Origin of the sequence: Actinacidiphila alni (assembly GCF_900112845.1) — a bacterium.
In the GTDB taxonomy this organism is placed as follows: domain Bacteria; phylum Actinomycetota; class Actinomycetes; order Streptomycetales; family Streptomycetaceae; genus Actinacidiphila; species Actinacidiphila alni.
This window is the reverse complement of the sequence record NZ_FONG01000006.1, coordinates 328,555-342,552: the sequence shown is the minus strand read 5'-3', so window position 1 is coordinate 342,552 and position 13,998 is coordinate 328,555. Positions and strand designations below refer to the sequence as shown.

Below are 13,998 nucleotides of genomic sequence, written 5' to 3'. Positions count from 1 at the left end.
GCCGTACCGCGCGGCGCCGCCGGGCCCCGTCCACCGGCCCCCGCCCAGGGGAAGGAGCCTCCGTGACACCCGCGACACCGGCCACACCCGTGCCATCGGCGACACCCGCCGACTCCAGTACCGAGGACACCCTCGACCTGAAGCTTCCGCCCGAGGTTCTGGCCCTCTTCGCCGCGACGGAGCCCGGCCCGGCCGAGACGGGGGCCGACGAACCGGCGGACACCGCCGCGCCCGGCCTGCTCGGTGCCGTCGCCTCCTGGCCCGCCGTGCGGACCCCGGCGGGCTCCTTCCGGCTCGTCCCGGTGCGCGTCGAGCGCGACCTGCCGCTGCTGGCCCGCTGGATGAACGATCCGGCCGTCGCCGAATTCTGGGAGCTGGACGGCGACGCGGGGGTCACCGAGCGCCATCTGCGCGGCCAGACCGAAGGCGACGGCCGCAGTGTGCCGTGCCTCGGGGTGCTCGACGGCGTCCCGATGAGCTACTGGGAGATCTACCGGGCCGACCTCGACCCGGTCGCCCGCTTCTACCCCGCACGGCCGCACGACACGGGCGTCCACCTGCTCATCGGCGGTGTCGCCGACCGCGCCCGTGGCCTGGGCTCCGCCTTGCTGCGCGTTGTCTCCGACCTCGTTTTCGACCAGCTCCCCGGCTGCCCCCGCGTCGTCGCGGAACCCGACCTGCGCAACACCCCTTCCGTCGCCGCCTTCCTCAGCGGCGGATTCCGCCTCTCCGCCGAGCTTCGGCTGCCCGGCAAACGCGCCGCCCTGATGATCCGCGACCGCTCGCTGCGCGACCGGCTCTGAACCCGGCGCCGGGAGCCGGATACGATCCCGGCACGGGCGCCGACACGCGCTTCAGGACGGGAATCCGCGCCGGATTCCGTACGCGAACGGCGTACGCGAACGCCGTACGGGAGTGCCGTGCGGAAGCTGCCGCGGGGAGGTGGGGGCGGGCATGGGAGAGGGAGCGGGCGGAACGGCCTGCCCGGAGTGCGGCGTGGAGGTCAGGCCGGGACAACTGCTGTGCCAGGGCTGCTTCGTCCCCTTCTCGCTGATGCCCGGCAACTCCGTGCTGCCCGGCACCTCGCGGATGCACGGCACGCCCGCCTCCGGGACGCCCCGGGACCGGCCGCCCGCCGCGCCCGAAGTCGCCGTGCCGGAAGCCGCTGTGCTGCTGCCGCACCGCCGGTCCGCCGCCGACGCCGAGCCCGAGCACACCCGCGTGCTCAACGCGATCCGCGGAGGGCTGCCGCGGCCGGCCGAGGACCACCAGGAGGCGCCGTCGCGGGCGCTGCATCTGCGTTTTCCCGGCGGCGAGACCGTCCCGGTCCAGCCCGGCCACATGATCCGCCTCGGGCGGGATCCCCGGCGCTGCCCCGCCGTCCCCTTCCTCGCGGCGCACGACAATCTGTCACGTATCCATGCCACGATCGGCGTCGAGGCCGACGGCTCGGCCTGGGTCGCCGACGAGTCCTCGACCAACGGCACCTTCGCGCACGGCTACCGGCTCGCACCCGGAGAACGTTCGCCGCTGCGTCCCGGCGACTCCATCAGGCTCGCCGCCGACGTCACCGTCCGCCTCCTGCCCTGACCTCCGCATAGGCGGCGATGCAGCGGGCCAGCGGGTGCTCGGGGCCCAACGCCCCGGCGGCGTCCGCCGACAGGTCCTCGAAACGGCGCGCCACCGCGGCGGCGCCGTTCAGACCCTCCAGCGCTCGCGCCCTGCCGAAAAGCGCCGCATATGATGCGGCCTCGTTTTCCGCACCCTTGCGCACGATTTGCTGAAGCGCCTGCCAATAGCGCTCGTCCGCCTCGGTGAAGCGGTCCGCGGCCAGCAGCCCCTCGGCCTCCTCCAGCAGCGCCCACAGCACATGGCGGGCGTTGCGGTCCAGCACCGTCGGGCTGCGCCGTACGGGAGTGGGCCGCCGCAGGCCGCGCAGCCGGTCGGCCACCTCCCCGGCGCCCGCGGGCCGGTCGTGCGGGTCCTTGGCGAGCAAGTGGTGCACCAGGTCGGCCAGTTCCGCGGGCACCTCGGGGCGGCGCCGCTCGATCCGCTCGGGCGCCTCGTGGACGTGCAGATACGCGTATCCGACCGTCGTACCGGCCGAGAAGGGCGGCCCCTCGGCGAGCATCGCGTACAGCACACAGCCGAGCGAGTACAGGTCCGACCGCTCGGTCACATCGAGACCCTGCGCCTGTTCGGGTGAGAAATACGGCGGCGAGCCCATGACCGCACGCGGGTCGGTGTACCGCGTGACGCTGTCGTCCCGGTGTGCCACGAGACCGAAGTCGCAGATCTTCACGACACCGTCGGGCAGAAGCATCAGATTCTCGGGTTTGACGTCGCGGTGCACCAGACCGCGCTCGTGCGCGTGCCGCAGGCCCGCGCAGATCTGCGCGCCGTACGAGACGACGTCGGCCACCGGCAGCCCGCCGCGGTCCAGCAGCACCTGGCGGAAGTCGGAGCCGCGCAGCAGTTCCATGACGATGAACGGCCTGCCGCGGTGCTCGCCCGCGTCGTGGACGGTCGCCACATTGGGGTGGCTCAGCGCCGCCGCGGCCATCGCCTCCCTGCGGAAGCGGCCCTGCCGCTCGTCGCGCTCACCGTCGGCCCAGTCGGGGCGCAGCGTCAGCACCTTGACCGCGACGCGCCGCCCGAGCGACCGGTCCAGGGCCGCGTAGACCTGCCCGTACCCGCCGCCGCCCAGCGACTCCTCCAGGAGATAGCGGTCGCTGAGGACCGTACCGATCCCGATCTCGCCCGACACTCCGTCCTCGCCCCCCGCTCACCCGTCGCCGCGTCCCGTACCGTCGGACTCCGGCGGCCACGGCACGGCCATCATGGTGGGCCCCGCGGCCTCCGCGCCCGCCCGGGGTCCGACCGTACCGTCCGCCGGGTCCTCCTCGAAGACGAACTGACGGCCGCTGGGCAGCAGTTCCAGCCGGTCGTGCAGCACGACCGAGTCGCCCTGCCGCAGATGCCACAGCTCGCCGTGCGGAAGCGGCACCACCTGGTCGCCGGCCGGGCGGCGGCGCCGTACCCGAGTGCCGTTCGCGCTGCGCTCGTCCACCACGCTCAGCCCGGTGCCGTCGTAACTCAGCACCACATGGGTGCGGCTCACCGAGTCGACCGCCGTGTCGTCGATCCAGGTACCGAGGACGACGCCGCCGTCGGCGGGAGCCCGGCCGACCGCCAGCGGCTCGCCCGCCGTCACCATGAAACGGCCGCGCACGGTGCCGTCCATCACGACCTTGACCTGGGCGCGCCGCGGCCGGGGACCGGCGTCCGTCAGCGGCAGACCGTGCGTCGGGCAGAGCACCTGCGACTTGCGGCGCCGGGGCAGCGCGGTGTTCGGCCGGTCACCGGCACCGAACAGCGGGCAGCCGGCCTCCGGACACCGCCAGTCACGGCTGAGGACCGCCCGGTGCGCCGAACGGTCCCAGCGCCGCAGCACCCCCGCCTCCAGGAGCAGCCCTTCCTCCTCCTTGCGGGAGACCTGCCATTCCGCGGGCACCGGCATGATGCGCGGGCGCACGCCGATCACGCCGTCGGGCCGCAGGAAAGGCCGCAGGAAATGGTCGCGGTCGCCGGGGATCCAGGGATAGGCGCGGTGAAAGTCCAGGAAATTGTCGGCACTGACCACCCGCAGCTCCAGTGCGTCGGCCAGCTCCAGGATGCGGTCGTCGGCCCTGGGCAGGACTTCGAGCAGACCGTCGAGATACCAGCCCTCCAGGCGCTGCCGCTCCTCGTGTGTCAGCCGTCCGTCGGTCAGCAGCGAGCGGTCGGTGATCGCGTACACCTGGACCGCCGGATCGCGGGTGAATTCCGCCAGCGCCTCCAACAGGCCCGCGAGGCGGCCCAGATCCGCCGGCCGTTCCCCGCCGAGCGCCGGCTCGCGCACCACATTCGCGACGTCGATCACATATTCCGCGGCGGAGGCATCCAGAGTCAGGCGACGCTCGAACGGCATGTGTCCAGAAGCTATCACCGCCCGGCCCGAAGGGTCCGGCGAACGATCGGCGGTGCCGTGCGGGGACGGCGATGTCAGTGCGGACCTCTAGGCTTGCCTCCCTATGACTGCCACGCCCCCACCCGCGCTCACCGACCTGCTGCACGCCGCCGTCACCGCCGTCGGAGGTGTCGAGCGGGCCGGTCAGGTCACCATGGCCCAAGCCGTCGAGGCCGCCGTGGACGACCAGTCCCATCTGCTCGTCCAGGCCGGCACCGGCACCGGTAAATCGCTCGGCTATCTGGTGCCCGCGCTCGCCCATGGCGAGCGCGTCGTGGTGGCCACCGCCACCCTCGCGCTCCAGCGCCAGCTCGTCGAGCGCGATCTGCCGCGCACCGTCGAGGCGTTGAAGGCGCTGCTGCGCCGCGAGCCGCAGTACGCGATGCTCAAGGGCCGGTCCAACTACCTGTGCCTGCACCGCCTGCACGAGGGCGTGCCGCAGGACGAGGAGGACGGCCTCTTCGACCCGTTCGAGGCCGCGGCGCCCACCAGCAAGCTCGGCCAGGACCTGCTGCGGCTTCGCGACTGGGCGGACGAGACCGAGACGGGCGACCGCGACGGCCTCACCCCCGGCGTCTCCGACCGGGCCTGGAGCCAGGTGTCGGTCACCTCGCGCGAATGCCTGGGTGCCACCAAGTGCGCCTACGGCGCCGAGTGCTTCGCCGAGGCGGCGAGGGAGCGCGCCAAGCTCGCCGATGTGGTGGTGACCAACCACGCGCTGCTGGCGATCGACGCGATCGAGGGCGCCCCCGTGCTGCCGAGCCACGAGGTGCTGATCATCGACGAGGCACATGAGCTGGTCTCCCGCGTCACCGGCGTCGCCACCGGCGAACTCACCCCCGGGGCCGTCAACCGCGCGGTCAAGCGCGCATCCCGGCTGGTCAACGAGAAGGCCGCGGACGCCCTGCTCAGCGCCGCCGAGGGCTTCGAGCGCGTGATGGAGCTGGCGCTGCCGGGACGCCTGGAGGAGATCCCCGAAGACCTGGGCTATGTCCTCGCGGCGCTGCGCGACGCCTGCCGCCAGGTGATCACCGCGATCGGCGAGACCCGCGACAAGTCCGTGCAGGACGAGGACGCGGTCCGCAAGCAGGCGCTCGCCTCGGTCGAGCACATCCACGAGGTCGCCGAGCGCCTGGTGCAGGGCTCGGAGTACGACGTGGTGTGGTGCGAACGGCACGACCGGTTCGGCGCGTCGCTGCGGGTCGCCCCGCTGAGCGTGTCCGGTCTGCTGCGCGAGAAGCTCTTCACCGAGCGCTCGGTCGTCCTCACCTCCGCGACCCTGAAGCTCGGCGGCGACTTCAACGGCGTGGCCGCGTCGCTGGGCCTGGCCCCGGAGGGCACCGAGGGCGAGGACGTGCCGCAGTGGAAGGGCATCGACGTCGGATCGCCCTTCGACTACCGCAAGCAGGGCATCCTCTACGTCGCCAAGCACCTCAACCAGCCCGGCCGCGACAGCAACCGGGAGGACATGCTCGACGAACTGGCCGAGCTGATCGAGGCGGCGGGCGGCCGTACGCTCGGGCTCTTCTCGTCCATGCGCGGCGCCCAGGCCGCCGCCGAGGCGATGCGGGGACGCCTGGACCACCCGGTGCTGCTGCAGGGCGAGGAGACGCTCGGCGAGCTGATCCGTACGTTCTCGCAGGACGCGAAGACGTGCCTGTTCGGGACGCTGTCGCTGTGGCAGGGCGTGGACGTGCCGGGCGTGAACTGCCAGCTGGTGGTGATGGACCGCATTCCGTTCCCGCGGCCGGACGACCCGCTGATGAGCGCGCGCCAGAAGTCGGTCGAGGAGCACGGCGGCAACGGCTTCATGGCAGTCGCCGCGACGCACGCGGCGCTGCTGATGGCGCAGGGCGCGGGCCGGCTGATCCGGGCGATGGGGGACCGGGGTGTGGTCGCCGTGCTCGACCCGCGGCTGGCCAACGCCCGCTACGGCGGCTTCCTGCGGTCCTCGATGCCCGACCTCTGGTACACCACCGACCGCAATCAGGTACGGCGCTCGCTGGCGGCGATCGACGCGGCGGCGACGGCGGCCGTCGCGGGCTGACACCCGCGCGGGCCGGATCGGGGCCCAGAGGGGTCAGGATTGGCGGGGCCGGGACCATTATGCGGCCGGGACATGGCGGGGCCCCGGAACCGGCGCAGAGGTCCCGGGGCCCGGTCGTAGGGGTCGTTCGGACCCTGGGCCGTTCAGACCCGGCGGAGCACCGCCACCACCTTGCCGAGGATCGTGGCCTCGTCACCGGGGATGGGCTGGTAGGCGGCATTGTGCGGCAGCAGCCACACATGGCCGTTGTCCCGCTTGAAACGCTTGACGGTCGCCTCGCCGTCCAGCATCGCGGCGACGATGTCGCCGTTCTCCGCGACGGGCTGGCGGCGCACCGTGACCCAGTCGCCGTCGCAGATCGCCGCCTCGATCATCGAGTCGCCGACCACCTTCAGCACGAACAGCTCGCCGTCGCCCACCAGTTGGCGGGGGAGCGGGAAGACGTCCTCGACCGACTCCTCGGCGAGGATCGGACCACCGGCCGCGATCCGGCCGACGAGCGGCACGTACGAGGCGGACGGCTTGCCCGCCGTGTCGGTCGGCTGCGGGTGGCCGCCGTCCGAACCGCGGACCTCGTACGCCCGGGGGCGGTGCGGGTCGCGGCGCAGGAAGCCCTTGCGCTCCAGCGCCATGAGCTGGTGCGCCACCGAGGAGGTGCTGGACAGCCCCACGGCCTGGCCGATCTCGCGCATGGACGGCGGATATCCGCGCCGCTGCACGGAGTCCCGGATGACCTCGATGACGCGCCGCTGCCGCTCGGTGAGGCCGGAGCTGTCGGCACGGATGCCGGGGGGCCGCCCGGGAAGCGAGCGCGTGGGCTTCTGGCTGTGGTCCTCGCCTGTCACGTCCAACGGGCCGATCCGATCCTGGGAGCGGTCATGGGCGGTCAATGTCGCGCTGTCTGCGGTGGTCGTCACGGCGGCCCCTTTTCGATGTTCTCCCACCGCATGGACTGCGGCCGGCCCGCTTCGCAGTCGCGGGCAGTTAGTACAACGGTAGCGAGTTTCGAAAGGTTGCGCCAAACACACGTTCGAGTGAATCTGCGTAAATCTGCTGACGCGATCAAGGTATCGGGTGTATTGATCGAATGGAAGTTCGATGACCGGCGCTCTGTCCGAGTCCCGTCGGAGTCCCGTCCGAAATTCCGGCGGCGGCCGGCCCGGCCGACCGGTCCGAGGGCGACCCGGGAGCGGCCGAAGGGTGAAATACGGCCGGACGGGCGGACTCGCGGCCGCCCGGCCAGTGTGCCACCCCGCCCCCGGTGCCGGGCCGCAGCGACACTTCCCCTAGGCTCGCCTCCGGCCGCGGACGCGACACGCGGAACGGCGGAGCTGACGCACCGGCACCAGATCTAGTGGTTGTATATGCCGCAGCCACCACCCGTAGTGGTTTCGCGGGGGCCCGACGGCCCCAATCTCCGCGAGATCGCCTATGCTTGGGACTGCTTCGCGGGGCCCGTACGGCCCCTCGGAGGCCATTTTGTCGTGCGCTCACCGCGGGTGAGGAAGGGAGCCGGGATCCATGCACTGCCCCTTCTGCAAGCACCCCGACAGCCGCGTCGTCGACAGCCGTACCACCGATGACGGCACCTCGATCCGCCGCCGTCGGCAGTGCCCGGACTGCGGCCGCCGGTTCACCACCGTCGAGACCGCGTCACTGATGGTCATCAAGCGCAGCGGGGTGACCGAGCCGTTCAGCCGCAGCAAGGTGATCGCCGGCGTGCGCAAGGCATGCCAGGGTCGCCCCGTCACCGAGGACGCCCTCGCCCAGCTCGGGCAGCGCGTCGAGGAGGCGGTCAGGGCCACCGGCAGCGCGGAGCTGTCGACCCACGACGTGGGACTGGCCATACTCGGTCCGCTCCAGGACCTCGACCTGGTCGCGTATTTGCGCTTCGCCTCGGTCTACCGGGCGTTCGACTCGCTCGAGGACTTCGAGACGGCCATCACTGAGCTGCGCGAGCAGCTGCCACCCACCACTCCCGGCGGGCTCGACGAGGACCTCGGAGTCCCCGCGCCCGCTGCCGCCGCCGACTGAGCGGACCGGCCGGGACCACAGATTTGCCGGAGCGCCTGGCGCGCCGAGGCGGCAGACAACACCGTGACGCGGGAAGATCCGCGCGCATTAGGGCGTTTTGCCCGTATAGGGAGGCGGAATGACAGAGACGACGAGCGGCCCGGCACGCGGTTCCCGTACCAAGGGATCCAAGGCGAGCAAGGGTCTGCGTATCGAGCGCATCCACACCACCCCCGGCGTGCATCCGTACGACGAGGTGGTCTGGGAGCACCGTGACGTCGTCATGACCAATTGGCGCGACGGCTCGATCAACTTCGAGCAGCGTGGCGTCGAATTCCCCGACTCCTGGTCGGTGAACGCGGTCAACATCGTCACCAGCAAGTACTTCCGCGGCGCGGTGGGCAGCCCCAAGCGCGAGAAGAGCCTGAAGCAGCTCATCGACCGGGTGGTGCTCACCTACCGCAAGGCGGGCGAGGACAACGGCTACTTCGCCTCCCCGGCGGACGCCGACATCTTCGAGCACGAGCTGACCTACGCCCTGCTGCACCAGGTGTTCAGCTTCAACTCCCCGGTGTGGTTCAACGTCGGCACCGCGCAGCCCCAGCAGGTCTCCGCCTGCTTCATCCTGTCCGTCGACGACTCCATGGAGTCGATCCTCGACTGGTACAAGGAAGAGGGCATGATCTTCAAGGGCGGCTCCGGCGCCGGCCTGAACCTCTCCCGCATCCGCTCCTCCAAGGAGCTGCTCTCCTCCGGCGGCAACGCCTCGGGTCCGGTCTCCTTCATGCGCGGCGCGGACGCCTCCGCGGGCACCATCAAGTCGGGCGGCGCCACCCGCCGCGCCGCCAAGATGGTCGTCCTGGACGTCGACCACCCCGACGTCGAGGCGTTCATCGAGACCAAGGTCAAGGAGGAGGAGAAGATCCGCGCCCTGCGCGACGCGGGCTTCGACATGGACCTGGGCGGCGACGACATCACGTCGGTGCAGTACCAGAACGCCAACAACTCCGTCCGGGTGAACGACGAGTTCATGAAGGCGTACGAGTCCGGCTCGAAGTTCGGCCTGCGCGCCCGGATGACCGGTGAGGTCATCGAGGAGGTCGACGCGCGCGGCCTGTTCCGCAAGCTCGCCGAGGCCGCGTGGGCCTGCGCCGACCCGGGCATCCAGTACGACGACACGATCAACCTCTGGCACACCTCGCCGGAGACGGGCCGGATCACCGCCTCCAACCCGTGCAGCGAGTACATGCACCTCGACAATTCGAGCTGCAACCTCGCCTCGCTCAACCTGATGAAGTTCCTGCGCGACGACGGCCGGGGCAACCAGAGCTTCGACGCCGAGAGCTTCGCCAAGGTCGTCGAGCTGGTCATCACCGCGATGGACATCTCCATCTGCTTCGCCGACTTCCCCACCCAGAAGATCGGCGAGACCACCCGCGCCTTCCGCCAGCTCGGCATCGGCTACGCCAACCTCGGCGCGCTGCTGATGGCGACCGGCCACGCGTACGACTCCGACGGTGGCCGCGCCCTGGCCGGCGCGATCACCTCGCTGATGACCGGCACGTCCTACAAGCGCTCCGCGCAGCTCGCCGCGGTCGTCGGCCCGTACGAGGGCTACGCCCGCAACGCGGACGCCCACAAGCGCGTCATGAAGCAGCACTCCGACGCCAATGGCGCCGCCACCCGTATCGACGACCTGGACACCCCGGTCTGGGCCGCGGCCACCGAAGCCTGGCAGGACGTCGTCCGCCTCGGCGAGAAGAACGGTTTCCGTAACGCGCAGGCGTCGGTGCTCGCGCCGACCGGCACCATCGGCCTGATGATGGACTGCGACACCACGGGCGTCGAACCCGACCTGGCGCTGGTCAAGTTCAAGAAGCTCGTCGGCGGCGGCTCGATGCAGATCGTCAACAACACCGTCCCGACCGCCCTCAAGCGGCTCGGATACCAGGACGAGCAGGTCGAGGCGATCGTCGCCCACATCGCCGAGCACGGCAATGTGATCGACGCGCCCGGTCTGAAGCAGGAGCACTACGAGGTGTTCGACTGCGCCATGGGCGACCGCGCGATCTCCGCCATGGGCCATGTGCGCATGATGGCCGCCGCGCAGCCGTTCCTGTCCGGCGCGATCTCCAAGACGGTGAACCTGCCGGAGTCGGCGACCGTCGAGGAGGTCGAGGAGGTCTACTTCGAGGGCTGGAAGCTCGGCCTGAAGGCGCTCGCGATCTACCGCGACAACTGCAAGGTCGGCCAGCCCCTCTCGGCCAAGAAGAAGGACGAGAAGGAGACCGAGGCCGCCGTCGAGGCGCCCGCCGTGGTCGAGAAGGTCGTCGAGTACCGCCCGGTCCGCAAGCGGCTGCCCAAGGGCCGTCCCGGGATCACCACGTCCTTCACCGTCGGCGGCGCCGAGGGCTACATGACGGCCAACTCGTACCCCGACGACGGCCTCGGCGAGGTCTTCCTGAAGATGTCCAAGCAGGGGTCCACCCTCGCAGGCATGATGGACGCCTTCTCCATCGCCGTCTCGGTCGGCATGCAGTACGGCGTCCCGCTGGAGACGTACGTCTCGAAGTTCACCAACATGCGCTTCGAGCCGGCCGGTCTGACCGACGACCCGGACGTACGGATGGCGCAGTCGATCGTCGACTACATCTTCCGCCGCCTGGCGCTGGACTTCCTGCCCTTCGAGACCCGTTCCGCGCTGGGCATCCACTCCGCGCCGGAGCGGCAGCGGCACCTGGACACCGGTTCCTACGAGGCGGCCGAGGACGAGGTCGACGTCGAGGGCCTGGCCCAGTCCGCCCCGCGTGAGGTGCGCGAGTCCGAGGCGCGCAAGCCGCTGGCCGTCGCCAAGCCGGAGACGGAGGCCGCCGCCGCGCCCGCGCCCAAGGAGGCCCACAACAGCACGGAGCTGCTGGAGATCCAGCTCGGTCTCAACGCCGACGCCCCGCTCTGCTTCTCCTGCGGCACCAAGATGCGTCGCGCGGGCAGCTGCTACCTGTGCGAGGGCTGCGGCTCCACCAGCGGCTGCAGCTGACACCGGCAGCGCGCATGAGCAGGTGAAGCACGCCTGAGGGGAAGGGGCGCCGGCCTTGTGCCGGCGCCCCTTCGCGCCAGGTCAGGCGGTGGAAGGCGCCGCCGTCGGCCGAATCCCGTACCGTCACCGAACCGACTCCGTCGTGCGGGACGATCTCCGCCGTCAACGCCACTACGATGGCGCGGTGTTGGTGAAGTGGATGCGCTGCGGGATCGTGGATCAGGCCGGGTTCGACCGGGGGCAGCGCAGGTGGGCGGCGCTGAAGGAACAGCCCGGTTTCCGGGGCCAGGGCGGTGGCTGGAGCCGTGCGCAGCCGGGGATGGCACACCTCTTCGCCTTCTGGGACGGCCGGCGGTCCTACGACGCCTTCATGGCGGGCCCGCACGACGGGATCGCCGCGGCGCAGAGCGGCACCTACGAGATGCTCGCGACGCACCTCTTCGAGCACCGGCAGGACGTGAAGGTCGGCTTCGAACCGACCTTCACCGACGCCGACGTGCTGCGGGTGGCGCTGTGCAAAGTGCGACCGGACCGTGTCGACCACTTCACAACGATGCAGCAGCGGGTGTGGAATCCCGCCATGGCCGGCTCTCCCGGCATGCTCCGCGGGGTCTTCGGCCAGGGCACGGGAAACGACTTCCTGGTGCTGTCGATGTGGAATTCGGCGACGGAACGCGGCAAGTACCGCGAGGGCGCGGTGGAACGCCTGTCGGAACGCGCCGAACTCGACACCGATGTGCTGTCCGTAGCGGGCGACGTGGTGGATGTGGTGCAGGCGTGGACGGTGTGAGGCGGAAGGTGTGAGCCTGGACGGTGCCGGAACGGACGGTGTGCCGGTTGCCGAAAGGCTTTTCGCGCACCAGGCGCGGCTTTTCTCGGCCGCCTATCGGATGTTCGGATCGGTACGCGACGCGCTCACCCGTACGGCCGATACCGGCGGTGCCGACGCACCGCAGTCGCTGATCCGCGAGATCTTCGGCCGCGCCCTCTCTCCGTACCCGAACAGGCCGTACGGCACCGGCGCGAGACCCCGCCGGGCGCGGCAGCGCGTGCCGGCCTCGGCGCCGCGAAGGTCGGGCGCGTCCTGGCTCGGCTGATCACCGGGGCACAGCCCGGCACACGCGGCCGGATCGCCGAGATCGACGGCGACGCGACGCTGCCGGCCACGGCCGGGGACACCGTCGTGGGCGTCGTGGCGCCGGAATTCGGCCCGCTGGGGCTGATCGGGATCCGCACGGTGGCGGATCCCGGGCGGCTGGTCTTCGTCAACGGGCAGTGGCCGGCGGCGGACCGGCCGGCGGACTGACGGCGGCGCGCGCCCCGTCCGCCGCGGTCGACCCCAGCAGCGTGGCGAGAGCGGCGGTGATCTGCTCCGCGAGGCGCGCGTCGACCGGCGCGTGATGGCTGATCAGCCGATACCACATGGTGCCGAAGGCGAAGTCGACCGCGAGGTCGAGCGCCCAGTCCTCCGCGGTCAGTTCGCCGCGTGCGACTCCACGAGCGAGGATCGTGCGGAGCGCCTGGCGCCGGGGCCCGATCACGGTGGTCTGGAGCCGGTCGGAGAGGCCGGGGTCGTGCTGCGCCTCGGCCATCAGCCCGATCAGCGCCTTGCCGGTGAGCTGCCGGGTGAGTGCGAAAGTGGCGTCCATCAGTGACCGTACGTCGCGCAGCGTGTCACCGGAGTCCGGGTCCAGATGCTCCGCCTCGCGCAGGCCGAGGTCGCGCAGGGCGTCGATGAGCACGTCCTGCTTCGCGGGCCACCAGCGGTAGACGGTCTGTCGGCCGACGCCGGCGCTCTCCGCGATGCCCTTCATCGTGAGGGCCTGGTATCCGCCGTCCTGGCAGAGCCGCAGCGCCGCGTCGAGGACTGCCCTGCGGGCGGTCTCGCTGCGGGGTCTGCCACGGCTGGGTGTCTCGTCCATGAATGCACTTTACAAGGCACCGTGTCTCGCATACTCTTTACGAGTCAGCATGTCTCGTAAATGGAGCTCGCGATGAACGAACGTGTCGGTCGGCGCATGGTCCTGGTGACCGGGTCCACGGACGGGCTGGGTCGCTGGCTCGCCGTCCGCCTCGCCGCGGACGGCGCCCGCGTCCTGGTGCACGGCCGCAGTGCCGAGCGCGCCGAGGATGTACGGCGTGCGGTCCGGGAGGCCGCGGGGGAGGACCGGGCCGAGATCCTGCTCGCCGATCTGTCCGACCTCGGACAGGTCGACCGGCTCGCGGACGAGGTGCTCGCCCGTACGGACCGGCTGGACGTCCTCGTCAACAACGCCGGCATAGGCGCGGCCTCACCGGGTGGGGCGCGGGAAGTGGACGAGCGCGGTGTCGAGCGGCGCTTCGCCGTGAACTACCTGGCGGGCTACCGCCTCACACATCGGCTCTTGCCCCTGCTCACCGCGTCGGCGCCGTCCCGCATCGTCAATGTCTCCTCGGCCGGCCAGCAGGCCATCGACTTCGCCGACCCGATGATGACCAAGGGGTACGACGGCGGCCGGGCGTACACCCAGAGCAAGCTCGCGCAGATCATGTTCACCTTCGATCTCGCGCGGTCGCTGGAAGGCACGGGCGTCACGGCGAACGCGCTGCACCCGGCCACCTATATGGACACCACCATGGTCAGAGAAGGAGGAATCGCGCCGTGGAGTTCGGTGCGGGAGGGCGGTGAGGCGACGCTGCGGCTCATCGACGGCACGGACATCGGCACCGGCAGGTATTTCAACGGCACGCGCGAGGCCCGGGCCGACCGGCAGGCCTACGACGCCGACGCCCGGCGCCGGCTGCGGGAGCTGTCAGAGGAGCTGACGGCCCGGGTGTGAGTGGGAGGACCATACTGGGTGCGGGCGGTAGGACCATGTCGGGTCTGAGGCGTAGCGCCATGCCGAGTGTGAG

General features: G+C 71.2%; 11 protein-coding genes. 7 read left to right on the top strand and 4 right to left on the bottom strand.

The window, feature by feature from the left end; all coding sequences use genetic code 11:
* Nucleotides 1-62: 62 nt before the first annotated feature.
* Nucleotides 63-803, top strand: coding sequence for a GNAT family N-acetyltransferase (locus BM076_RS12960; RefSeq protein ID WP_093713612.1), 741 nt, complete (start codon nucleotides 63-65; stop codon nucleotides 801-803).
* Between the two features lie 151 nt (nucleotides 804-954).
* On the top strand, nucleotides 955-1,590 hold the full coding sequence (locus tag BM076_RS12955) for an FHA domain-containing protein (protein ID WP_093713611.1): 636 nt from the start codon (nucleotides 955-957) through the stop codon (nucleotides 1,588-1,590).
* Here BM076_RS12955 and BM076_RS12950 read toward each other — a convergent pair.
* On the bottom strand, nucleotides 1,568-2,767 hold the full coding sequence (locus BM076_RS12950; protein ID WP_093713610.1) for a serine/threonine-protein kinase: 1,200 nt from the start codon (nucleotides 2,765-2,767) through the stop codon (nucleotides 1,568-1,570). The two genes, BM076_RS12955 and BM076_RS12950, sit on opposite strands and share 23 nt — an antisense overlap.
* Before the next feature lie 18 nt (nucleotides 2,768-2,785).
* Nucleotides 2,786-3,970, bottom strand: a complete 1,185-nt coding sequence (locus BM076_RS12945) for an FHA domain-containing protein (protein ID WP_093713609.1) — start codon at nucleotides 3,968-3,970, stop codon at nucleotides 2,786-2,788.
* A 103-nt stretch (nucleotides 3,971-4,073) separates the two neighbouring features.
* On the opposite strand from BM076_RS12945, the gene BM076_RS12940 reads away from it, so the two are divergent.
* A complete protein-coding gene (locus tag BM076_RS12940) occupies nucleotides 4,074-6,056 on the top strand; it encodes an ATP-dependent DNA helicase (RefSeq protein WP_093713608.1) in 1,983 nt (660 codons plus the stop codon).
* A gap of 143 nt (nucleotides 6,057-6,199) precedes the next feature.
* Here BM076_RS12940 and lexA read toward each other — a convergent pair whose 3' ends face one another.
* Nucleotides 6,200-6,973, bottom strand: a complete 774-nt coding sequence (gene lexA, locus BM076_RS12935) for a transcriptional repressor LexA (protein ID WP_093713607.1) — start codon at nucleotides 6,971-6,973, stop codon at nucleotides 6,200-6,202.
* Between the two features lie 604 nt (nucleotides 6,974-7,577).
* Here lexA and nrdR point away from each other — a divergent pair.
* The 3 genes from nrdR (at nucleotide 7,578) to BM076_RS12920 (ending at nucleotide 11,896) form a co-directional block, all read left to right on the top strand.
* Entirely contained in the window at nucleotides 7,578-8,090 is a 513-nt protein-coding gene (gene nrdR / locus BM076_RS12930) for a transcriptional regulator NrdR (protein ID WP_093713606.1), read from the top strand.
* Between the two features lie 118 nt (nucleotides 8,091-8,208).
* The gene (locus BM076_RS12925; RefSeq protein ID WP_093713605.1) at nucleotides 8,209-11,106 is read left to right on the top strand and encodes a vitamin B12-dependent ribonucleotide reductase; all 2,898 of its coding nucleotides are present in this window, start codon (nucleotides 8,209-8,211) and stop codon (nucleotides 11,104-11,106) included.
* Between the two features lie 184 nt (nucleotides 11,107-11,290).
* Entirely contained in the window at nucleotides 11,291-11,896 is a 606-nt protein-coding gene (locus BM076_RS12920; protein ID WP_093713681.1) for a YdbC family protein, read from the top strand.
* A gap of 475 nt (nucleotides 11,897-12,371) precedes the next feature.
* On the opposite strand, the gene BM076_RS12910 is transcribed toward BM076_RS12920, so the two are convergent.
* The gene (locus tag BM076_RS12910) at nucleotides 12,372-13,028 is read right to left on the bottom strand and encodes a TetR/AcrR family transcriptional regulator (protein WP_093713603.1); all 657 of its coding nucleotides are present in this window, start codon (nucleotides 13,026-13,028) and stop codon (nucleotides 12,372-12,374) included.
* Between the two features lie 72 nt (nucleotides 13,029-13,100).
* Between BM076_RS12910 and BM076_RS12905 the strand changes: the two genes are divergently transcribed.
* Complete coding sequence (locus tag BM076_RS12905; RefSeq protein WP_093713602.1) at nucleotides 13,101-13,925, top strand: SDR family NAD(P)-dependent oxidoreductase; 825 nt, start codon at nucleotides 13,101-13,103, stop codon at nucleotides 13,923-13,925.
* Nucleotides 13,926-13,998: the final 73 nt, after the last annotated feature.

What these genes read in the sequence shown, in the direction of transcription:
- BM076_RS12940 (WP_093713608.1), top strand. Translation starts at nt 4,074, where the DNA reads ATGACTGCCACGCCCCCACCCGCGCTCACCGACCTGCTGCACGCCGCC.
- BM076_RS12925 (WP_093713605.1), top strand. Translation starts at nt 8,209, where the DNA reads ATGACAGAGACGACGAGCGGCCCGGCACGCGGTTCCCGTACCAAGGGA.
- BM076_RS12905 (WP_093713602.1), top strand. Translation starts at nt 13,101, where the DNA reads ATGAACGAACGTGTCGGTCGGCGCATGGTCCTGGTGACCGGGTCCACG.
- BM076_RS12955 (WP_093713611.1), top strand. Translation starts at nt 955, where the DNA reads ATGGGAGAGGGAGCGGGCGGAACGGCCTGCCCGGAGTGCGGCGTGGAG.
- BM076_RS12945 (WP_093713609.1), bottom strand. Translation starts at nt 3,970, where the DNA reads ATGCCGTTCGAGCGTCGCCTGACTCTGGATGCCTCCGCCGCGGAATAT.
- nrdR (WP_093713606.1), top strand. Translation starts at nt 7,578, where the DNA reads ATGCACTGCCCCTTCTGCAAGCACCCCGACAGCCGCGTCGTCGACAGC.
- BM076_RS12910 (WP_093713603.1), bottom strand. Translation starts at nt 13,028, where the DNA reads ATGGACGAGACACCCAGCCGTGGCAGACCCCGCAGCGAGACCGCCCGC.